The 22,410-nt window shown below is 47.9% G+C and carries 22 protein-coding genes; 8 read left to right on the top strand and 14 right to left on the bottom strand.

Features of this window, described 5'->3' with window-relative positions; genetic code table 11:
• Positions 1 to 5 precede the first annotated feature (5 nt).
• Entirely contained in the window at positions 6 to 1,616 is a 1,611-nt protein-coding gene (pafA, locus tag HYN48_RS09070; RefSeq protein WP_108370859.1) for an alkaline phosphatase PafA, read from the top strand.
• Entirely contained in the window at positions 1,616 to 1,975 is a 360-nt protein-coding gene (locus HYN48_RS09075; RefSeq protein ID WP_108370862.1) for a nuclear transport factor 2 family protein, read from the top strand. The genes pafA and HYN48_RS09075 overlap by 1 nt, the downstream gene beginning before the upstream one ends.
• On the opposite strand, the gene lysA is transcribed toward HYN48_RS09075, so the two are convergent.
• The 3 genes from lysA to HYN48_RS09090 form a co-directional block, all read right to left on the bottom strand.
• Complete coding sequence (gene lysA / locus HYN48_RS09080) at positions 1,972 to 3,180, bottom strand: diaminopimelate decarboxylase (RefSeq protein ID WP_108370864.1); 1,209 nt, start codon at positions 3,178 to 3,180, stop codon at positions 1,972 to 1,974. The genes HYN48_RS09075 and lysA overlap by 4 nt on opposite strands.
• A 116-nt stretch (positions 3,181 to 3,296) precedes the next feature.
• On the bottom strand, positions 3,297 to 3,719 hold the full coding sequence (locus HYN48_RS09085) for a hypothetical protein (protein WP_108370866.1): 423 nt from the start codon (positions 3,717 to 3,719) through the stop codon (positions 3,297 to 3,299).
• 91 nt (positions 3,720 to 3,810) lie between these two features.
• Complete coding sequence (locus HYN48_RS09090) at positions 3,811 to 4,242, bottom strand: hypothetical protein (RefSeq protein WP_146171753.1); 432 nt, start codon at positions 4,240 to 4,242, stop codon at positions 3,811 to 3,813.
• Positions 4,243 to 4,509: 267 nt separating this feature from the next.
• On the opposite strand from HYN48_RS09090, the gene sucC reads away from it, so the two are divergent.
• Positions 4,510 to 5,703 carry an ADP-forming succinate--CoA ligase subunit beta gene (gene sucC / locus HYN48_RS09100; RefSeq protein WP_108370872.1) on the top strand — a complete coding sequence of 398 codons (1,194 nt, stop codon included), beginning with the start codon at positions 4,510 to 4,512 and terminating at the stop codon, positions 5,701 to 5,703.
• 76 nt (positions 5,704 to 5,779) lie between these two features.
• Here sucC and HYN48_RS09105 read toward each other — a convergent pair whose 3' ends face one another.
• The 5 genes from HYN48_RS09105 to HYN48_RS09125 form a co-directional block, all read right to left on the bottom strand.
• Positions 5,780 to 6,463 carry a DUF4919 domain-containing protein gene (locus HYN48_RS09105; protein WP_108370874.1) on the bottom strand — a complete coding sequence of 228 codons (684 nt, stop codon included), beginning with the start codon at positions 6,461 to 6,463 and terminating at the stop codon, positions 5,780 to 5,782.
• A gap of 34 nt (positions 6,464 to 6,497) precedes the next feature.
• Positions 6,498 to 7,325, bottom strand: coding sequence for an alpha/beta hydrolase (locus HYN48_RS09110; RefSeq protein WP_108370876.1), 828 nt, complete (start codon positions 7,323 to 7,325; stop codon positions 6,498 to 6,500).
• A 2-nt stretch (positions 7,326 to 7,327) separates the two neighbouring features.
• Entirely contained in the window at positions 7,328 to 7,765 is a 438-nt protein-coding gene (locus tag HYN48_RS09115) for a VOC family protein (protein WP_108373516.1), read from the bottom strand.
• Between the two features lie 245 nt (positions 7,766 to 8,010).
• Positions 8,011 to 8,433, bottom strand: a complete 423-nt coding sequence (locus HYN48_RS09120) for a DUF1456 family protein (RefSeq protein WP_108370878.1) — start codon at positions 8,431 to 8,433, stop codon at positions 8,011 to 8,013.
• 22 nt (positions 8,434 to 8,455) lie between these two features.
• Complete coding sequence (locus HYN48_RS09125) at positions 8,456 to 9,265, bottom strand: alpha/beta hydrolase (RefSeq protein WP_108370880.1); 810 nt, start codon at positions 9,263 to 9,265, stop codon at positions 8,456 to 8,458.
• A gap of 207 nt (positions 9,266 to 9,472) precedes the next feature.
• Between HYN48_RS09125 and HYN48_RS09130 the strand changes: the two genes are divergently transcribed.
• The 4 genes from HYN48_RS09130 (at position 9,473) to HYN48_RS09145 (ending at position 14,160) form a co-directional block, all read left to right on the top strand.
• Positions 9,473 to 10,969, top strand: a complete 1,497-nt coding sequence (locus HYN48_RS09130) for a LamG-like jellyroll fold domain-containing protein (RefSeq protein WP_108370882.1) — start codon at positions 9,473 to 9,475, stop codon at positions 10,967 to 10,969.
• Between the two features lie 113 nt (positions 10,970 to 11,082).
• Positions 11,083 to 11,844, top strand: coding sequence for a LytR/AlgR family response regulator transcription factor (locus tag HYN48_RS09135; protein WP_108370884.1), 762 nt, complete (start codon positions 11,083 to 11,085; stop codon positions 11,842 to 11,844).
• Positions 11,841 to 13,694, top strand: coding sequence for a tetratricopeptide repeat-containing sensor histidine kinase (locus HYN48_RS09140; protein ID WP_146171754.1), 1,854 nt, complete (start codon positions 11,841 to 11,843; stop codon positions 13,692 to 13,694). The genes HYN48_RS09135 and HYN48_RS09140 overlap by 4 nt, the downstream gene beginning before the upstream one ends.
• 61 nt (positions 13,695 to 13,755) lie before the next feature.
• The gene (locus HYN48_RS09145) at positions 13,756 to 14,160 is read left to right on the top strand and encodes an excinuclease ABC subunit B (protein ID WP_342747832.1); all 405 of its coding nucleotides are present in this window, start codon (positions 13,756 to 13,758) and stop codon (positions 14,158 to 14,160) included.
• Between the two features lie 26 nt (positions 14,161 to 14,186).
• Here HYN48_RS09145 and uvrB read toward each other — a convergent pair whose 3' ends face one another.
• Together uvrB and nudK are read right to left on the bottom strand one after the other, a co-directional pair.
• Positions 14,187 to 16,181, bottom strand: coding sequence for an excinuclease ABC subunit UvrB (gene uvrB, locus HYN48_RS09150; protein WP_108370888.1), 1,995 nt, complete (start codon positions 16,179 to 16,181; stop codon positions 14,187 to 14,189).
• 115 nt (positions 16,182 to 16,296) lie between these two features.
• Positions 16,297 to 16,878 (bottom strand): GDP-mannose pyrophosphatase NudK, encoded by a 582-nt coding sequence (nudK, locus tag HYN48_RS09155; RefSeq protein ID WP_108370891.1) that lies wholly within the window; start codon positions 16,876 to 16,878, stop codon positions 16,297 to 16,299.
• A 39-nt stretch (positions 16,879 to 16,917) separates the two neighbouring features.
• On the opposite strand from nudK, the gene HYN48_RS09160 reads away from it, so the two are divergent.
• Positions 16,918 to 17,817: an alpha/beta fold hydrolase gene (locus HYN48_RS09160; RefSeq protein ID WP_146171755.1), complete on the top strand. Its 900-nt coding sequence runs from the start codon at positions 16,918 to 16,920 to the stop codon at positions 17,815 to 17,817.
• A 16-nt stretch (positions 17,818 to 17,833) separates the two neighbouring features.
• Here HYN48_RS09160 and HYN48_RS09165 read toward each other — a convergent pair whose 3' ends face one another.
• The 4 genes from HYN48_RS09165 to trmD all read right to left on the bottom strand — a co-directional run bounded on the left by HYN48_RS09165 (position 17,834) and on the right by trmD (position 22,356).
• Positions 17,834 to 18,496, bottom strand: coding sequence for a thiamine diphosphokinase (locus HYN48_RS09165; RefSeq protein ID WP_108370895.1), 663 nt, complete (start codon positions 18,494 to 18,496; stop codon positions 17,834 to 17,836).
• Between the two features lie 230 nt (positions 18,497 to 18,726).
• Positions 18,727 to 20,949 (bottom strand): NADP-dependent isocitrate dehydrogenase, encoded by a 2,223-nt coding sequence (locus tag HYN48_RS09170; RefSeq protein ID WP_108370897.1) that lies wholly within the window; start codon positions 20,947 to 20,949, stop codon positions 18,727 to 18,729.
• 214 nt (positions 20,950 to 21,163) lie between these two features.
• Positions 21,164 to 21,514, bottom strand: a complete 351-nt coding sequence (rplS, locus tag HYN48_RS09175; RefSeq protein WP_108370900.1) for a 50S ribosomal protein L19 — start codon at positions 21,512 to 21,514, stop codon at positions 21,164 to 21,166.
• A gap of 164 nt (positions 21,515 to 21,678) precedes the next feature.
• The gene (gene trmD / locus HYN48_RS09180) at positions 21,679 to 22,356 is read right to left on the bottom strand and encodes a tRNA (guanosine(37)-N1)-methyltransferase TrmD (RefSeq protein ID WP_108370902.1); all 678 of its coding nucleotides are present in this window, start codon (positions 22,354 to 22,356) and stop codon (positions 21,679 to 21,681) included.
• Positions 22,357 to 22,410 lie beyond the last annotated feature (54 nt).

A 22,410-nucleotide genomic window follows, 5' to 3' on the forward strand; every position in this document is an offset into this window, starting at 1 on the left:
CCATTATGAAGAAGAAATTACTTTTATTGCTGCTGGCGCCACTGGCCCTTTCGGCACAACAGCGTCCGAAACTGGTCGTAGGTATCGTTGTTGACCAGATGAAAATGGAATACCTCTACCGCTTCTCATCTGATTTCACAAAGAACGGTTTTAAGAAGCTGATGGACGACGGCTTCGTTTTCGAAAACATGCATTACAACTACATGCCCACGTATACCGCGCCCGGACACGCTTCTATTTACACGGGCACCACGCCGTCGGTTCACGGTATTGTCAGCAATGAGTGGTATTCAGCCAGTACGGGCAAGGAACGCTATTGCACCGATGATGCCGGCGTGACAACTGTCGGTAACGGCACCCCACAGGAAGGCGCCATGTCACCGAAAAACCTGCTTGCCACGACCATCACTGATGAACTGCGGCTTTCAACCAATTTTAAGGGCAAAGTGATCGGGATGAGCCTGAAGGACCGCGGTGCCATCCTGCCGGCGGGGCATTTTGCGAACTGGGCTTTCTGGTACAGCAAGACAGGTGAATTTATTTCGAGTACCTTTTATGGACAGCAATTGCCGGAGTGGGTAACGAAGTTTAATGCGCAGAAAAGGTTCATGTCGTACATCAATAAGGGCTGGGATTTGCTTTTGCCGGAAGAAGCCTACAACGAAAGTCTCGCCGATGACAACAAGTATGAAGGGAAACTCTATGGCAAGGCACCGGTTTTCCCGTATGACCTTAAGGAAATGTACGCGAAAAATGATGCAGGGATACTGCGCGCCACGCCCTTCGGGAATGACCTGTTGCTCGAGTTTGCGAAGGTTGCCGTGGATCAGGAAAGTTTGGGCGTCGATAATGACACGGACTTCCTGACCGTGAGTTTTTCCTCGACGGATTATGTAGGGCATATCATCGGACCAAGATCGGTCGAATTGCAGGACACCTATCTGCGTTTGGATCGTAATATCGCAGACCTCATTGCGTACCTCGACGGTAAAGTGGGCAAAGGCAACTATCTGATGTTCCTTACCGCGGACCACGCCGGGGCTGAAAATGTCACGTTCCTTAAAGACCACAAATACGATGTGACGAACATTCCTTTCGGCGAAATGTCCAAAAACCTGAAGCAGTTTTCCCTGGATACTTTTGGGACAGACGTTATTGCCGATTTTTCCAACAACAACCTGTACCTGAACAGGCAGGCACTCAAGGATAAATCGCTGGAGCCTGAAAAGGTCAAAAGCGCACTGTCCGATTACCTGATGACGCTGCCGCAAACCAAACGGGTGTATTCAAAAGAAGTCATCATACATGCCGGCGGCGCCGATTATTATTTGAGTTGCATTGCAAAAGGATATGATCCGCGCGAAAACGGGGACCTGGTGGTGTTGTTCCGTCCCGGCTACATCGAATACGGACCCACGGGCACATCGCACGGCACGCCTTACAGTTATGACACGCATGTTCCGGCGATATTTTACGGTTGGCATGTCAGGAAAGGCATCTCGCACGATAAAAAAACCATCACGCAGATTGCCCCGACATTGGCACAAAAATTGGGGATCACATTCCCTAATGGCTCCGAGTGCATCGTTTTGCCTGAAATTTTAAACGAAGAATAATGGTCACCGAAACTTTTGCAAAATCATTTGCCGACACCTGGGCCGCTGCCTGGAATGCCCATAATCTTGATGCCATCCTCTCGCATTACTCCGATAATTTCACGATTGAAACCCCGATGGCGGCAAAGCTGTTGGCCGGTAACGAGGGCGTCGTGCACGGAAAGGAAGCGGTTCGCGAATATTGGCAGATCGGGTTGCAGCGTATTCCTGACCTGCATTTCGAAATACTCGACGTACTGACCGGCATCAACAGCCTGACGATTTACTACATCAATACCGCGACCGGGAGGAAATCGGCCGAAAGCCTGTTTTTCAATGACACCGGAAAAATACACCGCGCTTTTGTGATGTATTCTTAATCTAACGCAACGTCTACCTGGTTTTTAAGCAGGTCGTCAAACGTTTCACGCTCACGGATCAGCAAACCTTTTCCGTTGTACCAAAGCACTTCAGCAGGCCTGAACCTCGAATTGTAATTGGATGACATTGAAAAACAATAAGCCCCCGCATTGTGGAAACAAAGTATGTTACCTTCGCTGATCTCGTGGATGCGGCAGTTGTTGGCAAACGTATCGGTTTCGCAAATATATCCCACTACAGTATAAAATCGCTCCTTGCCTTTGGTGTTGGAAATATTTTCAATGTAATGCTGAGATCCGTATAGCATGGGTCGGATCAGATGGTTGAAGCCGCTGTCGATACCCGCAAAAACGGTCGAGGTGGTTTGCTTGACGACATTCACCTTCGCCAGGAAATAGCCCGCTTCGCTGACGAGGAATTTTCCGGGCTCAAAAGCGAGCGTGAGTTTCCTGCCATATTCTTTTTCAAAAGCATTAAAGCGTTTGGAAAGTTTCCTGCCGAGCTCTTCAATGTCTGTCTGTATGTCGCCTTTTTTGTAAGGCACCTTGAATCCGCTCCCGAAATCCAGGAAGTCCAGTGTTGCAAAATGCTTTGCGGCATCAAACAGGATTTCCGCGGCATACAGGAATACTTCGATGTCGAGGATGTCTGAGCCCGTATGCATGTGTATGCCGTTGATGTGCATGCCCGTATTTTCCACTATCCTCAAAATATGCGGCATTTGGTGGATCGATATACCAAACTTGCTGTCGATATGCCCCACCGAGATGTTGCTGTTGCCACCCGCCATAACATGCGGATTGATGCGGATGCAGACGGGCACCTTAGGGTACCTGGCACCAAAATGCTCGAGCACGCTGAGGTTGTCGATATTAATCTGTACGCCCAGATGCGCGGCTTCCTCAATCTCTTCGAACGACACGCCGTTTGGGGTGTAGATGATCTTGTTGGGCTCAAATCCCGCGTGCAGACCCAATTGCACTTCCTGTATCGAGACGGTATCGAGTCCGGCCCCGAGTTTCCTGAACAATTTTAAAATGGCAATGTTCGATAGCGCTTTGACTGCATAATTGATACGCAGACTGCCAGTTTTGGAAAAGGCATCGGTGAGCCGGGCGTATTGGGAAGCTATTTTTTCGGCGTCGTAAACGTAAAGCGGACTTCCGAATGCTGATGCTAATGAAAGCAGGTCTTTTGGCTGCATGATTGAAGTTTTGTGCAAAACTATGGCAATCAGTCGGTCCGGCCAAAAGACCTGAAGGTAAATAACAAAATGACGTAGAAAGTTTTATTTATAACTCCGAATGCCTTGACGGGACATTATTCCACAAAATCGAGCATCAGACCGTCAGCATGAACCTGGCTGATGGTGAGTCCGGTGTCGGTCCGGGAAAAACAACCAAAATCATTGCCATCGATGACGAGTGTTTTGGTGCACGGTGTTTCTCCCACGGCGTCGACGATCTGGTAGGTATAAGTGCCGCTGGCCAGCGCGCCGTCAAAGTGATCAGGATTGTGGTTGTTCGCAACAGTCAGGGTGTTCGACTGGATGTTGAACGTCCACACGATGTCGCCCTTCGGGATGTCATAGACTGTCCCCGAAATCCCACCGTAAGCCTTGGTCATGTTCCAGGTGCCCAGCAGTACCTCCTCTGACCCTTCAGCCGGTGCGCCTTCAGTGTCGTTGCAACTCCACATGGAAAGTGCGATAAATAAAATGGTAAAAAGTTTGATGGTTTTCATATCGTGCATGTTTTGATTCAGGTGTAAAATTAGAAAAACCGGTGCCCCGGCTTTTAGCTTTAAACCCAAGTTTATTGCAACATTACGCTACCTATTGCAGGGGTACGACTTGCGGCATCGGAATCAATGTGTACCCGACGCCATCGGCAAACCCATCGGCAAGCTCAACAGACGCAGATGAAATCGTGGCACAGCCGAAAGTCCATGGTCCTACAGTGACGGTCGTGGAGCAGCCCTGGACCTCACTGCTGTTGCTTACGGCATAATGGTACGTACCGCTTGGAAGTCCGGAGAGCCTGGCCGTGTCGGTAACGGTATTTACGATGTCGACCGTGTGGTTTTCATGAAAAGTCCATGTGATTTCACCTGTGCTGAACGCGTCAACACGTCCGGTGATCGTACCGCTTCCGCCGGTGAGCGCCCATTTACCGCTAAGGTTTTTGGCTTTGGCTCCATCATCGGAATTACATGACAAAATGCTGATGGCGGCCAACAGCATCGGTAAAAATAAAATCTTTCTCATTAGTGTATTGGATCAGGTTATTGCCAATGAGATTTCAAATTACGGGAAAGGTTGCCTTGCACGGCCGGTTTTTGTTTCGCGGACGGCAATCCCGTCAAACAGGGTGGCAGAACAAGGCATTTCCGAAGCTGCTTCTCCATTGACAAATGGCACCTTAAAAGTGGGAACGGCTGCTGATAAAAAAAATAAAAACTTTCCCCAGTCTGCAGAAATTCTTTATTTTTGTGCCACCTGTAACGACAGGCCAAAACAGTCAAAAACTTCATTATGGACATACACGAATACCAGGGAAAAGAAATATTAGCCAGCTATGGCGTAAAAGTACAACGCGGCTATGTGGCCAATAACCCTCAGGAAGCTGTAGCGATGGCAAAACAGCTGACGGCGGAAACCGGCACCGGATGGCACGTGATCAAAGCGCAGGTTCATGCCGGAGGACGCGGAAAAGGCGGAGGAGTAAAATTGGCTAAAAACCTGCAGCAGGTAGAAGAGCTGGCTGAGCAAATCATCGGTATGCAGCTGATTACCCCTCAAACCTCTGCGGAAGGTAAGAAAGTCCACAAGGTTTTGATTGCCGAGGATGTATATTATCCGGGCGAAAGTGAAACCTCAGAATTCTATATGTCGGTTTTGCTCAACAGGGCCAAAGGCCGTAACATGATCATGTATTCTACCGAAGGCGGTATGGACATCGAGGAGGTTGCCGAGCACACGCCACATTTGATTTTCACTGAAGAAATTGATCCATCAGTTGGATTGCAGGCATTTCAGGCGAGAAGGATTGCATTCAATCTCGGACTTTCAGGAAATGCTTTTAAGGAAATGACTGCATTTGTAAGTTCTTTATATAATGCTTATATCGGTTCAGATGCCTCGATGTTCGAGATCAATCCGGTGCTCAAGACATCAGACAACAAGATCATCGCAGTGGATGCAAAAGTAAATCTCGATGACAATGCGCTGTACAGGCATCCGAAACTGGCTGAAATGCGCGACATCCGTGAAGAAAACCCGATTGAGGTGGAAGCAAAAGCGGCAGGATTAAACTACGTTGATCTTGACGGGACCGTGGGCTGTATGGTAAACGGTGCGGGACTGGCCATGGCGACTATGGACTTAATCAAGTATGCCGGTTTCGAGCCTGCAAACTTCCTGGACGTAGGAGGAACTGCTGATGCAAAGCGTGTTGAGCTGGCTTTCCGTATCATCCTGAAAGACCCTAACGTGAAAGCGATCCTGATCAACATTTTTGGAGGGATTGTGCGTTGCGACCGTGTGGCGCAAGGGGTTATCGATGCGTACAAAAACATGGGCGACAGCATTACCGTACCAATTATTGTGCGTTTGCAGGGTACCAATGCTGAACTTGCGAAAGAGATGATTGACAATTCCGGAATGCCGATTTTGTCTGCCGTACAATTCCAGGAAGCTGCCGATCAGGTGAAAGCGGCTTTGGCTTAATTGACAATTGATAATATGAAATGAAAATCCCGGCCATCAAGCCGGGATTTTTGTTATTAGCGATATTTTGATAAAGTCACCTGCCTCCAAAGGCCTTCGTTTCATTTTCCATCATTTTTTCGATGTTGAAATAAACGCCTTCCATTTTGTATTTCCCTTCCGTAAGTTTCATGTAATCGCATTTGCCTACTAATGATTGCCCTGAGACTTCAAGGTTGAAAAGACCAAGCAAAGTATATTCATGCCCGATCATCAACACATGGAAGCCTGTTTCGCAGCTTTTCCCATCACCGCTGGAAATGATTGCATCAACAATACCCTCAAATATCTTACTGGTCTTTTTGTATAAGGCTTCATCGCCTTTTGCTCGATATACATAAGAAAGAAAGTTCATTATCTTAAGGTCAAATGGGAAATCATTCAGGCCTTTCTCGCACAATTTTATGATGTCATCATAATCTTTCGGATCCAATTTGTCCATGCGGTAATATTTCATTAGCTTTTCTTCGTCCTTAAACCGGTAGAAAGAATTGTATTCCTTCCGGAAGGCATATCCGTAATACAAATGAAGGTGGTCGTCAGCCGTAAGTGAAGTGTCTTTTTCCTTCAATCGCTTAAGCAGTGTATCGTAGAAAAAATTGGAGCTTCTATCTGCAATATCCGTCTTGATTTGTTCGTAATCGGGAGCCTTAAATTCCGCTGGCTGGGAAAAACAGTTGAAGGAAAGTAAAATGGTAAGAATGTAGAATGATTTTTTCATATTGATTGCTTTTGGGAATAAACAGGTCGTTAAGTTACTTTTTTTTCTGAATTTCTCCCGTAATCTTTTTAACCTCCTTCAAAAGTAATGGAAAACCCGGTGCTGTCATATCATGTCCATACCCCTGAATTTCAAACAAATTCGTTTTCTTATGCCCGGCAACCTTCATCATCCGTGCCAGATAAGCATTTTCTTCATAACGGCCGAGCATCTCCATTTCGCGGTCACCGGTAATCAGTAAAAGTGGCGGTGCATCAGCACGAACGTGGTATAATGGTGCCATCTCATCAACTACTGGCTGTGTATCAGGAATCCCTTGTTCCTTCCGGATGGTGAAATGGGTAATCACCTGAGGGCTTAACGGAATCAGTCCCGCAATGTCATTGGCATCAATCCCGTATAATTTCAGCCATTTTTTGTCCAAACCAACCATAGTGGTCAGATAGCCGCCGGCAGAATGACCGGCCACGAAAATCAGTTTGTCGTTGCCTCCGTAATCCTGAATGTTCGTAAACGCCCAGGCTACTGCTGCTGCTGCATCCTCAATGAATGCCGGCGATTTTACTTTGGGGCTAAGCCTGTAATTGACGCCAATCACGGCGATTCCCTGTTGCATCAGTGCGGTCGGGATTTCCTTGCTACCCCCGGTGAGACCACCCCCATGAAACCAGACCACGGTCGCGAAATTTTTTTCGTTTGCCGGGTAATACAGGTCAAGCACACACCGCTCGTTGATGTACGCATCGGATTTGTTGACGGCGTCTCCATAATAATGGATGTTGCTCCTGGTGATATAAGCCGCATCCTGCGCGAGGGCAGGATGGCAGACGGTAATGAAAAAAAACAATAAGAAGCGGCGCATCGTTATGCCTCGGGTTTTTCATCGAAATTGACCATCCAGTGAATGCCGAATTTGTCTGTGAACATGCCGAAGTAGGCACCCCAAAAGGTGTTTTCCATGGGCATCATTACGGTACCTCCGTCTGAAAGTCCTGCGAAAATGCGGTCGGCTTCTTCGCGGCTGTCGGTGTTAATGGATACGGAATAGTTGTTGCCTATTACGAGCTTTTCGCCGTATTCGCCTGGTGCGTCCGACCCCATCAGGACAGTATCGCCTATCATCAGGGACACATGCATGATCAGGTCCGCTTCTGCAGGGGTACAGCGCTTTCCATCCTCAGACGGCGGCATGTCACCGAATCTGCCGATATACGGAAATTCACCTCCGAAAACGGACTTGTACAAATTAAATGCGGCCTCACACGTGCCGTTGAAAGTTAAATAAGGATTAACTGCTGCCATATCATTCGGTTTAAAATTGGTTACCAAATGTAATAAAAATGGCTGTAGGTCTTAAAAATACAGCGTTAAAACAGCATGTTCAGGCACATGATGTGACACAGTCCCCGATCAAAGCGAGATACGTACCCCACAAGGAGCGGCTCAACAACCCGGTAGCATTCGGTTGCAGGCAAAAAAAAACCGGCCATTGAATCTGACCGGTGGCTTTTGAACGATGGCAGGGCGAATACCATTCGCTGTATGGATCAGGATTTTTTACTCTTTCCGTTTTTGTATGCGACCTTCTCGACAATTTCCGGCTTTTTGGGCGCATTTCTTTTGGCATTAAAGTTTTTTGCAGGCTGTTTTGCAACGGGTTTTTTTGCGTCCTGTCTGGGTGAAATCCCCTTGGCTGGTGTTTTGGCGGACAACTTGTTCGCTTCGAGCACCTCATTCGGATTTTTCGGATTTTCCTTCGTGCCACGCAGGTGAATGACGAGCCCATTGAGGAAATTGCGCAATACCTGATCGCCGCATTCCATATAATTCGGATGGTCAGCATTGCGGAAAAACGCAGAGAGCTCAGCTTTTGAAATGCGGAAATCCACAAGTTGCAGGATGTCTACAATCTGGTCGTCGCGCAGCATCAGCGCAACGCGCAGTTTTTTAAATATGTCGTTATTGTTCATTTTCTAGGATTCAGGGTCGTAATTAGTTCAGCCAAAGATACGCTTTTTCAAAATGTTCGCGCCACAATTTTTCGTTGTGTTCCCCGCCGCGGACGATAACTTTCTCCGTAAGGTGCAGGCAGTAGCAGCGGTTCTCGTCAAGCAGCCTGTGCATCTTATTGACATCAGCCACCACGTCTATTTCCTTGCTTTCGCTGTCCCCGCAAAGCAGGTAAATTTTCGCTTTGGTTTTTGGCGCGCTTTCCATCATCTTGTAAATATCTTCTGAGAACCAGAACGAAGGGGAGAAGACACCTGCTTTTCCGAATACCGAAGGGTATTTCAACACGGCGTAAAACGAAACCAATCCGCCCAGCGAACTGCCGAAAATGGTGGTATGCTTCGCAGAAGTTTTCGTCCGATAGGTTTTATCCACATACGGCTTCAAAGTGGTCACGATAAAGTCCAGGTAGGCATCCGCATTTCCGCCGCCATATTTCTCGTTTTTGAACGGCGTCAGTTCATCAATACGTTTGTCATTCCCATGCTCAATTCCGATGACAATCACATTGGCATTCAGCCTGTCGAGTGTTTCGTCGACTTCCCATTCCCCCGCAAAGGCCGTTTTTTTGTCAAACAGGTTTTGTGCGTCGTGCATGTACATTACCTGGTACCTCTTTTTTGGATTGTCGGCATATGATTTAGGCAGGTAGACCCAGATTTTCTTTGCGACATGCAGTTGCGGCGCGTCAATACTAAACGAAGAGACCTGTTTTGACGCGGTGCTCTGCTGCGCCCTGACGCTTACGGCGAGGAAAAAAAGGGTGGCGACAGTTAAGATTATTTTCAGCATGGGTCAGCGGATTTATGGTGGATGATGTGGGTAACAGCGTGTAAAGATACCAAATAATCGATACGGGCAGGGATGTGGACAAGTGTCGAATTACCGCTTATGAAGAAATCGATGCAGTTCAGGCAAAGGGTCCTGCACTTCGTGAAAATGTTTTATCAGTTGGTTGCGATATTGCCATTTTTGCAGTGAATTTAATTACCGAAAAATATGAAAAAACTATTACCCATCCTTCTTTTTACCATCTCGGCAGGCCTGTTCGCGCAGCCGACAGTCAACAGCGTTTCAGCGAGTAATGTTACGGCTGACAGCGCGACCATCAATTATTATGCGGCAGCGAACTGTCCGCAGGGCGCAGCAGTCCAGGTGAATTATGCGACAAACTCCGGATTCGCCAACCAAACCACGGTACCTGCGGTGACCGTATTTGCAGGGCAGACTTTTGCGAAAATCATCACCGGCCTGCAACCGGGAACTCAGTATTTCGTCAGGTTGACCAGTAATACGGGCGCCTCCTGCGGAAACCTGTCTACCGTTTCTGCCACGATTGTGTTTACTACACTGCCGGGATCAGCGACGCTTCCGACCATCAGCGCGGTGAGTGCTTTTGGCTCGAATGGTTCGGGGCTTGTCAGTTACACCTTAAATGCCAATAATGGCAATACGACGTCATTGGTGCGCTACGGATTTACTTCAGATGCGTTGACCTCACAGGCGACCGGTGGTGTGGCCAGTGGAAGCGCTGCCACAGCGGTGACTGCGGCGTTAAGCGGTTTGCAACCCGATACGACCTTTTATTATCAGATTGAGGCAACCAATTCAGCAGGGACCAGCACGTCGCCGGTCAGTTCGTTTCTGGTGCCGGTTAACCAGCTGATTGCTGATTATACTTTTGATAATACCTATTATGACAGCAATGGCAACAATCCGTTTCAGGATAACGATGGCACGACGTTGACAACGGACCGCAATGGCAATCCGAACGCGGCACTGACAGTGTCTGATTCTGGAACGACCGCTACCATACCCGCATTGCCTTACGGGAACCGTCCGCGCAGCATTTCTATCTGGGTGAAGCTGGATCAGGTCAGTCCGGGCTACAATTTTATTTATTCGTACGGCACCGGCACGGCTTATAATGGAGCTTATCTCAATCCGTCAACGGTATTTCATTTTGGCGCAGTGGGCGGCAACCATGCCGTAACGACGACTCAAAATGACAGCTGGACGCACTTTGTGTTCACCTACGACGGACTGACATCACAGGTTTTCAAGAACGGCGTTCTTTTAGGAAGCACGGCGCGCTCATGGAACACCGTAAACAACGCGGATATTTTCAGGCTGGGACTAACAGAGACGGGTGTCGGCGGGTATTTCAGCGGTCATCTGGATGACCTGAAAATTTACAATTACGCGCTTTCTGCCACCGAAGTATCCAACCTGTTTGTGAACAATACTTTGAGTGTTCCTGCTGTCGGCGTTGCAAACACTGACGTTTCAATCTATCCGAATCCGGCGTCAGGCGTGGTAAACATCAGCATGGAAGCGGGGTTGAAAATGATCAGCGTATTTTCAATTCAGGGGCAAAGGGTCCTCACATCCGATGCAAAAACAGTGGATGTTTCCGGATTGGCGGCCGGCGTTTATGTAATCAAAATAGTGGATAATAACAATAGATTAGTTTCGAAAAAACTGGTTATCAAATAATTAAATCTAAATCTTATAGTTTTTTCGGTAAAAACCGTCCGGCTGGGGCAATTCAGTGCAGGGCGGTTTTTCATGTAATAAATTTCTTATATTGTCACAACCAATCGTGCGGTATGAGAAAAATAAGAGCCCTAATTGTCGATGACGAAATCAATGCCAGGTCTTTGCTGCAGCACCTGCTTGGAGAACATTGTCCTGAAGTTACGGTGGTTGCCTGCGCCGAAGACGTGCGCACTGCCGTAAAATGGATTAATAAACAGCCGGTGGACATGGTCTTTCTCGACGTGGAAATGCCTAATGAGAATGGTTTTGCGCTATTCGATTATTTCAACAAACCGACATTTGAAACCGTCTTTTGCACCGCTTATTCCCAGTATGCCATCAAGGCGTTTGAAGTTTCGGCAGTAGATTATGTGCTGAAGCCTATCGGGATTTCAAAGCTGAAAGAAGCCGTCAAAAAGGTTGCGGAACGATTGGATCGCGTGCAGCCGCCGCACCAGATTGAGGTTTTAAAGGAAAATCTTTCGGGAAGCCAGATCAGGAAAATCGGTGTTCATATCGGCGACGGGATTGTGTTCATGGATTTGGATGACATCCATTATTTTGAAGCCGATGGGTCTTATACCACCATCCACCACACGGGCGGTCGGGATCTTGCAGTGAAAAAAATCAAACATTTTGAAGACCTGCTTGCCAACGACAACCGTTTTTTCAGAATCCACCGTTCGTACCTTGTCAACATCACCCAAATCAAAAAATACTCAAAGAAAGAGGGTTTTTCAGTGACTTATGACGGTAAAAACCTGCTTCCGGTTTCGAGGGAGAAGAAGGAAGAATTTGAAAACTTCATGCAACGCAACAACTTCATTTCGTGAAACACATCACTTTTTTATGGATCATGTGCTGGTCTTTATGCTGTTTTTCCCAGCAGGATGACCTGCTTCAAAAAATACGGAATTACCGCAGGCAAGATACCGTTCGCGTGGAATTGCTGATTGACTACTGTGTAAACAACACGTTCTCGGTCTCCGACACAATGCTCCGTTATGCCCGTGAAGCACATCAGACCGCGGTCCGGTTGCATTACCGGCTCGGCGAAATGCGGGCGTTGAATTGTATCGGAAATTACTATTACCAGCAGGGCATCCTTGACAAGGCAATCGGCTACTACACTACCGCCGGACGCATTGCCGAGCGGAATAAGGACGCTGAAAACATCATCATCTGCAACAACAACCTGGCCAACATCTATACGCAGACGAACCAACCGGCCAAAGCATTGCCGTTGTTTCTCGAAAGCGACGCCTTGCTGTTACAAACCGGTAATGCAGAATCGCAAAACAGGGCCGCGGTGCTCACGAACATCGGTGCAGCTTATTCCGCCATGGGTCAGCACCAAAACGCATTGCAATACCATTTTAAGGTATTGGCGTTGTGTAAAAAGAAGGAGATCCTTTTTGGGATTGCAATCGCGCAGAGCAATATTGGTGACGAATATGTGCAGTTGAAAAAATTTGAAAAGGCGTTGCCTTTCCTGATTTCGGCGATGTCGATTTCGGAAAAGAACAGCTTTGATGCGCTGCTGGGCCAGATTTACAACGATCTGGCGAAGGTGTACCTCGCACGGAAACAGTTTGACCGGGCGATCGAAATCCTGCAAAAAGGCGTAGTGGTCTGCACGAGGATAAATGACCAAAACAGCCTCCGCGAAATACACAAGGTGTTGCATCAGGCTTACGCCGGCCGGGGCGACTTTAAGAAAGCCTATCTTTCCTCGCTTGATTACCTCACGGTAAATGAAAAACTTACCGATCTGGAGAAACAGAAATTGACACGTGAAACAAGCGCAAAGTACGATACGGAGAAGAAAGAAGCGACAATCAAGGACCTGAACCAAAGGCGAAAAATTTCGGAACTGCAGTCCAACCGCAAAAGTATCCTGATGAACGGGATGATTATTTCGTTTATCGCCCTCGCACTGGTGGCCTACTTCCTGTTCTCGAGGTTCAGGCAGAGGAAGAAAAATGAATGGCTTGCCGCAAAACTTGAAGAAGCCCAAAACCTGCTGGAAGCCGAGAAGAAGATCACCGACAGCGAACTCAAGGCGCTCAAGAGCCAGATGAATCCGCATTTCATCTTCAATGCACTCAACGGCATCCAGGAGCAATTCATGTATGGCGACAAACTCAAGGCGAATGAGCAGTTGAGCAATTTCACCTATCTAACCCGGCAAATACTTGAAGTGTCGGGAAGGAAGCAGATTTCTGTCGCATTGGAAATGGAGCTGCTGACGAAATACCTCGAGCTGGAAAAAATGCGTTTTGCATCCGACTTCAGTTACAGCGTATCGGCTTCGGACGCGATCGATCCCGATTACCACACCGTTCCCCCAATGATCCTGCAGCCGTTCGTTGAGAACAGCATAAAACATGGATTGTTGCACAAGCAGGGTGCCAGGAAAATCACCGTGTATTTTGATATCGACCCGACCGAACGCTACCTGATTTGCTCAGTGGAAGACAACGGCGTTGGCCGGGAAAGGTCGGCCGCGATCAAAGCTTCGAATGACCTCGGCCACAATTCCTTTTCAACGGATTCCATCAGGCAGCGGCTGGAACTGTTGAATCAGGAACTGAAATTGGAGGAGTTGGTGGTTTTTCACGATCAAATTTCCGATGGCGACATTTCCGGAACCAAAGTCGTACTCAAGATACCCCTCTCGTGACGACATCTGCAATCATTTTGCCATTTATCATAAAAGCGATAATTTAGCCGAAACAAAATGTATGATGAATAACTACGAACAGAAAATCAGCTTATTGACCGATATGATTGCTTTTTCCATTGTCGACGGGAAGCTGCACCAGCGTGAATATGAATTTTTGTTGTTGGTTGCCAAAGAACTCAAGATTGAAAAAGAAATCTTTGACGATTTGTTTCATCAGGAACTGCCCGTGATGTCCATTAAGATGGAGGTGCACAGGATTCACCAATTTTACCGATTGGCTTTGCTGATGCATGTAGACGGCATCATGCATGAGAAAGAGGAAATTGCCATCAAGCAAATGGCGATCAACATGGGACTGAACCCTGCCGCGACGAAAAAGGTATTACAGCTGATCGGTGAATCCCCGAAAAAAATCATCGATCCTAAATTGCTGATGGATGCGTTCAAGGAACAGTATAACTGATCCGAAGTTAATCCCGAATTGAACCGCTAGGCCAAATTTTCCTGCAATTTCTTGATTTCATCCCGAAGTTTAGCCGCCTGCATAAAGTCAAGATCTTTTGCCGCTTTTTCCATCGACTTGCGCTTGTCGCGAATCATCTTTTCAATATCCGATTTCTGCATGTAAGTCGTGTCGGGTTCCGCCGCCGCTTTTATATTCAGGCCGAGTTCGTAATCCACGAGCGGATTTTTCGTAGCAAACACGTTCCCGATTTTTTTGTTCAACGCCTGTGGCGTAAAGTTATTTTCGGTATTAAACTGCACCTGCCTGCTGCGCCTGTAATTGGTCTCATCAATGGTTTTTTGCATGCTTTCGGTGATCTTGTCGGCATACATGATCGCTTTTCCATTGAGATTCCTTGCCGCACGTCCAATGGTCTGCGTCAGCGAGCGGTTGTTGCGTAGAAAACCCTCTTTGTCCGCGTCAAGTATCGCCACCAATGATACTTCTGGTAAATCCAGGCCTTCACGAAGCAGGTTCACGCCAATGAGTACATCGAAAATGCCTTTTCTCAAATCCTGCATGATTTCGATACGCTCAAGCGTGTCGACTTCAGAATGGATGTAACGGCAGCGAATCCCGACTTTGGTCAGGTATTTTGCGAGTTCCTCGGCCATCCGTTTGGTCAGTGTCGTTACCAGGACACGCTCATCGATTTCCGCACGCTCCTGGATCTCATCAATCAGATCGTCGATCTGGTTCAGGCTGGGCCGGACCTCGATAATGGGATCGAGGAGGCCTGTTGGGCGGATGACCTGTTCGACATAAACGCCCTGGCTTTTCTCAAGCTCGTAATCTGCCGGTGTAGCCGAAACATAAATGACCTGGTTTTGCATGTATTCCCATTCCTCAAATTTAAGTGGCCGGTTGTCCATCGCCGCGGGCAGGCGGAATCCGTATTCGACGAGATTTTCTTTCCGGCTGCGGTCACCGCCATACATGGCATGCACCTGCGACACCGTCACGTGGCTCTCATCGACGACCATCAGGTAATCTTTCGGAAAATAGTCGAGCAGGCAGAAAGGACGGGTGCCGGGCAACCTGCCATCGAGGTATCGTGAATAGTTTTCGATTCCTGAGCAGTATCCGAGTTCGCGGATCATCTCGAGATCAAAATTTGTGCGTTCTTCAAGGCGTTTGGCCTCGAGATTTTTACCGATTTCGTTAAAATAGGTCACCTGTTTCACCAGGTCCTGCTGGATTTCCCAGATTGCATTTTGCAGCACATCCGGGGAGGTCACAAACATGTTCGCCGGATAAATATTCAGTTGTTCGTATTTTTCGAAAACCTGCGAGTTCTTTGGGTCGAAACTTTCAATTTCCTCTATCTCATCGCCGAAAAAATGCATCCGGTACGCATCATCCGCATAACTCGGATAAACCTCCACGGTATCGCCTTTAATCCTGAAACTTCCCGGTTTAAAATCTGCCTCAGTGCGGGAATACAGGCTTTGTACCAGGCTGTGCAGCAACTTGGTGCGTGAGATGATCTGGTTCTTTGCGACGGCGATGATGTTTTTGTGGAATTCCGTCGGGTTTCCAATACCGTAAAGGCACGATACCGAAGCGACAACGAGTACGTCACGCCGGCCTGAAAGCAAAGCCGCGGTCGTGCTCATCCGCATCTTTTCCAGCTCCTCGTTGATCGACAGGTCTTTTTCAATGAACACGCCCGTAACCGGCATGAATGCTTCCGGCTGGTAATAGTCGTAATATGACACGAAATATTCGACGGCATTGTTTGGAAAAAACTGCTTGAACTCGGAATACAATTGTGCGGCGAGCGTCTTGTTGTGCGCCAGGACCAGTGTGGGACGCTGGACTTGCTGGATGACGTTGGCTACGGTAAACGTTTTCCCTGAACCCGTCACACCGAGCAAGGTCTGGAACTTCTCGCCGTCCAGTACGCCCTGTGAGAGTTTTTTTATTGCCTCAGGCTGGTCGCCCATTGGCTTGTATTCGGAAACAACCTGAAATTTCATAGTGTGTATGTTGGGATGCTAATTTACAAAGAAGTTTTCAGTTGCAGTTTACAGTTTTATAGTTTCGGATTACACTTCATGCGGTTACAGACTCCAAGCTGCCGATCAGAAAATGCTACAACAGCTGATGTATCTGGGCGTACTGAAGCAGCATAATGGTCTTGGCATCCCTGATTTCGCCGGTTTGTATCATGTGCAGTGCTTTGGCAAAAGGGATTTCCAGGACTTCGATGTTCTCATGTTCCGAATCCAGTCCGCCGCCTTCATTCACCTTCATGTCTTTAGAGTATTCCGCGACGAAAAAATGGATGATTTCCGTCACCGACCCGGGTGACATATACGATTCGAAGATTTTCCGGACTTCCCGTATCTTATATCCTGTTTCCTCTTCGCTTTCCCGACGGATGCATTCTTCAGCGTTCTCTTCCTCGAGCAGCCCGGCGCAGGCTTCGATGACCATGCCGGTCTCATTGCCATTTACGTAGGTTGGCATACGAAACTGCCGGATCAGGATGACATTCTTCTCCTTTTTATCGTACAATAAAATCGTCGCGCCGTTGCCGCGGTCGTAGACTTCGCGATGCTGGATCTCCGTCGAGCCGTCGTTTTTCAGGTATTCGTACACGTATTTTTTTAGGATATACCAATTTTTTGAAAGCAGTTCATCGCTCAATATCCTGATTTTTGGATTTGTCATAAAAGATGGTTTGGTTACTAAGTTAAGGTTTTGGAAAAAATGGCTACATTTAAAATAAAAATGAAGTCCGAAAGTTCCCCCAAAAACACGATGAAGAAACGCTTTAAGAAAAGGTATATTGCCTACGGACTATTTCTCGCGTACGTGGTGATGTGCCAGGCGTGTATGACGATGCGTTTTACGAAGAAAGAGACCAAATATTTTTTTGACAGCGCCGGGTTGCCCTATAAGGATACCGTATTCACCACGCAGGGGCGCGACATCCATTACATCATCACAGGGAATGACAAGCTGCCCACGCTGTTTTTTATACACGGGTCTCCGGGCAGCTGGAATGCGTTCAAGGATTATATGAAAGACACGCTGCTGCTGCAGAAATACCGCCTCGTGGCGGTCGACCGACCGGGTTTCGGGTACAGTGATTTCGGGGAGGCGGAAGGCTTGTTGCCGCAATGCGAACAGATTGGGGCATTGATCCGATTTCTTGACAACGGGCAGCCCAAGACGTTGGTCGGGCATTCGCTGGGCGGGCCCGTGGTAGTCAAACTCGCTGCGATGCATCCGGACTGGTATAAGAATCTAGTAGTGCTTTCAGGATCGGTGGACCCCAAGGCAGAGACGCCCGAAAAGTGGCGTGCGGTAATCAAGACAACGCCGCTTCGTTTTCTTATTCCAGGGGCGTTGCGCGCATCAAACGATGAATTGTGGATATTGAAAAAGGACCTGTACGACCTGCAGCCAACCTTGAAAAACATTACCGCGGATGTACTCATTATCCACGGGACCAAAGACCCGCTGGTGCCTTACAGCAATGTCGGCTTCATGAAATTTGAATTTGTCAATGCCCGGTCCATGAAAGTGATTTCCATCAAGGACGCAAACCATTTTATCCCGTGGGAACATTATGACGAGATCCGAGACGCCTTGCTGAAGCTATAGCCGAAAGGAAAAAGTGTCAGTCGTTGCATTCCATCAGCAGCAGGTCACCCTCCTGATGTATTATGGACACCAGGCCTTCCCGCCGCGATGCATTGCTGTTGCCGCTGCGGAAGCCCATCGTTAAGGTCTCATTTTGCAATTCGTAAACGAGATTCTCTGACGAGATGCCGTTGACCGTGCCCACAGGGATAAGCGACAGGATGCTGTCGGCGGGGTACCATTTCCGGAAATTTCGCGGCAGCAGGAATACTTTAGAGTAATCATCAAGAATGACAATGCTGAGCAGGCCGCGGTAGCGCACGATATTGGTCAGGTTCGAAATGGTGTGATCGGTACGGCGGCCGGTCGCCCAGATGACATTTACGGCCGGGATACCGCGTTCAATAAGATAGTCGAAAGCTTTTTCCAGATCAGTTTTTTCCTGGTCCGGTGCATACACGATCTCGATCGGATGCTGTGTCCTGATGAATTCGTCCGGATTGAAATCACGGTCAAAATCGCCAAGCAGCACATCGACCTTGATGCCAAGTGCCGCCACACGCTCCATAGCCGAGTCGAGCACGATGACCAAAGGCGACCATTCGAGCAGCTGCCCGAGCAATTCCATGCTGCAGGCTTCACCATTGGCAATGATGAGCGCGGGTTCCTGATCGTCACGGACTATATGATGGGAAGACACGGAAATGGATGATTACGAATTGGGACGAAGATACGAACTTTTGCGTTGGCGCCCTAGCCCGGACAGCAGCGTAAAACAATGCGCTTCAGGAAACATCAGTTTTACGCTGTTGCGGGCGCGACCAAAGGAAGCGTCTGCGGCAGTTGTAAAACAGTTTCCGGAAGTGGGTTGTTTGGAGCGAATGGCCGGATAAGCTTCAAAAAAAAAGCGGCCCGAAAGCCGCCTGATTTTTATTTTAATTCCGCCAATATGGCATTGAGCGTGGGACTCGGTCTCATCGCGTGATCGGTTTTTACCTGATCGGGCTTGTAATATCCGCCGATGTCCTGCTTTTTGCCTTGTGAGCCGATGAGCTCGGCGTTGATTGCTGCCTCGTTCCCGGTCAGTGCATTTGCGACTGGCTCAAAAATGGCGCGCAGTTCCGCATCTTTATCCTGTGCAGCCAGCGCCTGGGCCCAATACAGAGCGATGTAAAAATGGGAACCCCGGTTGTCGAGCTCTCCGACTTTACGTGCCGGTGATTTATCATTTTCAAGGAATTTTTCATTGGCAGCATCCAGAGTTTCGGATAAAACCAATGCCTTGCTGTTGTTTTGCGTCTGTCCTAAATGTTCCAGGGAGACGCCCAAAGCCAGAAATTCACCCAGCGAATCCCAGCGCAGATAGCCTTCTTCGAGGAATTGCTCGACATGTTTTGGGGCCGATCCGCCGGCTCCGGTCTCAAACAATCCACCGCCGTTCATCAGCGGGACGATTGAAAGCATCTTAGCCGAAGTGCCGAGTTCGAGGATAGGGAAGAGGTCAGTCAGGTAATCACGCAGCACATTGCCGGTGACCGAAATGGTGTCTTTTCCTTCCTTAATGCGCTCCAGCGTAAAATGCGTTGCGGCTACAGGGTTCAGTATGCGAATATCCAGACCATTGGTGTCATGGTCTTTCAGGTATAAATTGACTTTTTCAATTAGCTGGCGGTCGTGTGCCCGGTTTTCATCAAGCCAGAAAACGGCCGGCGTTTCCGACAATCGCGCGCGGTTGACTGCAAGTTTTACCCAGTCGCGTATGGGCGCATCCTTAGTCTGGCACATCCGGAAAATATCGTTTTGCTGCACTTCCTGCTCAAAAAACACTTCATCGTTATCTCCAAGTACCTTGACCACACCATCGGCAGTCATCTGGAAGGTCTTGTTGTGCGAGCCGTATTCTTCGGCGGCTTGTGCCATAAGTCCGACATTGGGTACGCTCCCCATGGTTGTCGGGTCGAACGCCCCATGTTTTTTACAAAAATCGATTGTCGCCACATAGACCCCGGCGTAAGAACGGTCCGGAATGATTGCTTTTGTATCCTGGCCTTTTCCGGCGGCATTCCACATCTGGCCCGAAGTCCGGATCATGGCAGGCATCGAGGCATCTACAATCACGTCGGAAGGCACATGCAGGTTGGTGATCCCTTTGTCCGAATTGACCATCGCCAAAGCAGGTCCGTTCCGGTACACCTCATTGATTGCGGCTTCGACTTCAGCCTGTTGCGGATGGCCGGCTATTTTAGCATATACATCACCCAAACCATTTTTGGTATCTATTTTTAATTCGGCAAAAAGCGCGGCAAATTTTTCAAAAACCGGCGCAAAAAATACATCGACCACTGCCCCGAAAATAATCGGGTCAGAAACCTTCATCATGGTGGCTTTCAGGTGTACGGAGAATAAGACATTTTTAGCTTTGGCATCCTCGAATTCCTTTGCGATAAATTGCTTCAATGACGAAATGCTCAGGACGGCGCTGTCAATAACCTCGCCGGCCAGTAGCGGTGCACTGTCCCTCAGGGTTTTTGTATTTCCGCCGTTATCCGTAAACTCGATCCTGAAGGTGTTGGCTTTTTTTACCGTAATGGATTGCTCACTTCCGTAGAAGTCGCCTCCGTCCATACTCGCGACGTGGGTTTTCGAATCCGGACTCCAGGGGCCCATGCTGTGCGGATGTTTTCTCGCATAATTTTTTACAGCTTTCGGTGCACGCCGGTCGGAGTTTCCTTCGCGCAACACCGGATTTACCGCAGATCCCAGCACTTTTGCATATCTTGATTTCGCTTCTTTTTCACGATCATCGGCGGGATTTTCAGGATAGTCAGGAATGTCGTATCCATTGGCCTGTAATTCTTTAATCGCCTCCTTGAGTTGTGGCACCGAGGCAGAAATGTTAGGCAGTTTGATGATGTTGGCCTCGGGCGTAGTTGCCAGTTTCCCCAAAGCAGCCAGGTCATCGCTGATCCTTTGGTTTTCAGGAAGCCAGTCAGAAAAATTTGAAATGATCCTGCCGGCAAGCGAAATGTCGCGTGTTTCGACCGAAATCCCCGCAGTCTTTGCGAAGGATTTTACGATTGGCAAAAAAGAATGCGTGGCGAGCATCGGCGCCTCATCGGTAATGGTATAAAAAATAGTTGTTTTATCAGGCATGGTGTACAAATTGTTAGCGTTGAAGGACTGCAAAGATAGCAAAACAAGCGTTAGGGCACCGTAATTGCGGTTCCGAAAACGTTATAATTGCGGATTTGTAAATAGTAAAATTAAAAATTGCGGAATCGTCAGAATCCCATCCGATTTTTGACGGGAATGCAAAAAAAATCCCGTTCGCATGGAACGGGATTGATATAAAATGAGGCAAATCTGATTACCTTCTTTTGTCTCTGATTTTCGCTTTCTTACCGGTAAGTTCCCTGAAGTAGAAAATACGAGCCCTGCGAACGTGGCCTTTCTTGTTGATTTCAATTTTCTGCAAAGCCGGAAGGTTTACAGGGAAGATACGCTCAACACCTACTGCACCTGACATTTTACGGATGGTAAAAGTCTCAGTAGTTCCTGTGCCTCTTCTTTGGATTACGACACCTTTAAAGAACTGTGTCCTTGTTTTTTCACCCTCTTTAATTTCGTAGTACACAGTGATGGTATCACCCGCACCGAAATCAGGGAAATCTTTTTTTGAAGTCAATTCGTCCTGAACGAATTTCATTAAATCTGCCATGATATTGTTAAATTATGGTTTAAAATCAGAGCAACATTCGCGGTTCTCGCCAGAGGTTGGTCCAATGTGGGCGCAAAGATAATTAATAATCGGTAATTAACAATTAATAACAAATAAATTTTACGCAGGCTAACTGATTCATTATTAATCAGTAAGCGCAATATTTATTCGTCGAGCAAATCCGGCCTCCGATTTTTTGTGTGTTCGTATGCCATATCCTCCCGCCATTTTTCAATTTTTGCGGCATGTCCGCTCGTCAGCACCTCGGGTACTTTCCACCCTTTATATTCTGCCGGGCGTGTGTAAATCGGTCCGGAAAGGAGATTGTCCTGGAAACTGTCAGTCAACGCCGAGGTCTCATCGCTTAAAACGCCCGGTATTAATCGTATCAAGGCATCGGACAGCACGAGGGCGCCGAGTTCTCCGCCGCTGAGCACATAATCTCCGATCGAAATTTCCTTCGTAATGAAATGATCACGCACCCTTTGGTCCACTCCTTTATAATGTCCGCAAAGGATGATGATGTTTTCGAGCATCGACATTTTATTCGCCATGCCCTGGCTCAACGTTTCGCCGTCAGGTGTCATGTAAATAATTTCGTCGTAGTGGCGCTCACTTTTCAATTTTGTTATGCAATCGTCAATCGGCTGTATCATCATGACCATGCCTGCGCCGCCGCCAAACTGGTAATCGTCCACACTCTTCTGCCTGTTCGTCGTATAATCGCGCAGGTTGTGGAAATGCACTTCTACCAGTCCTTTGTCTATGGCGCGCTTCATGATGGAAGCTTCAAACGGGCTGCGGAGCAATTCGGGTAACACGGTAATGATGTCAATTCTCATAGAAGGTTTGGAAATTGGCAAATTTAATATAAATATACTTTAAAACTTATTATG

The sequence above is a fragment of the Flavobacterium magnum genome, assembly GCF_003055625.1.
Taxonomy (GTDB): domain Bacteria; phylum Bacteroidota; class Bacteroidia; order Flavobacteriales; family Flavobacteriaceae; genus Flavobacterium; species Flavobacterium magnum.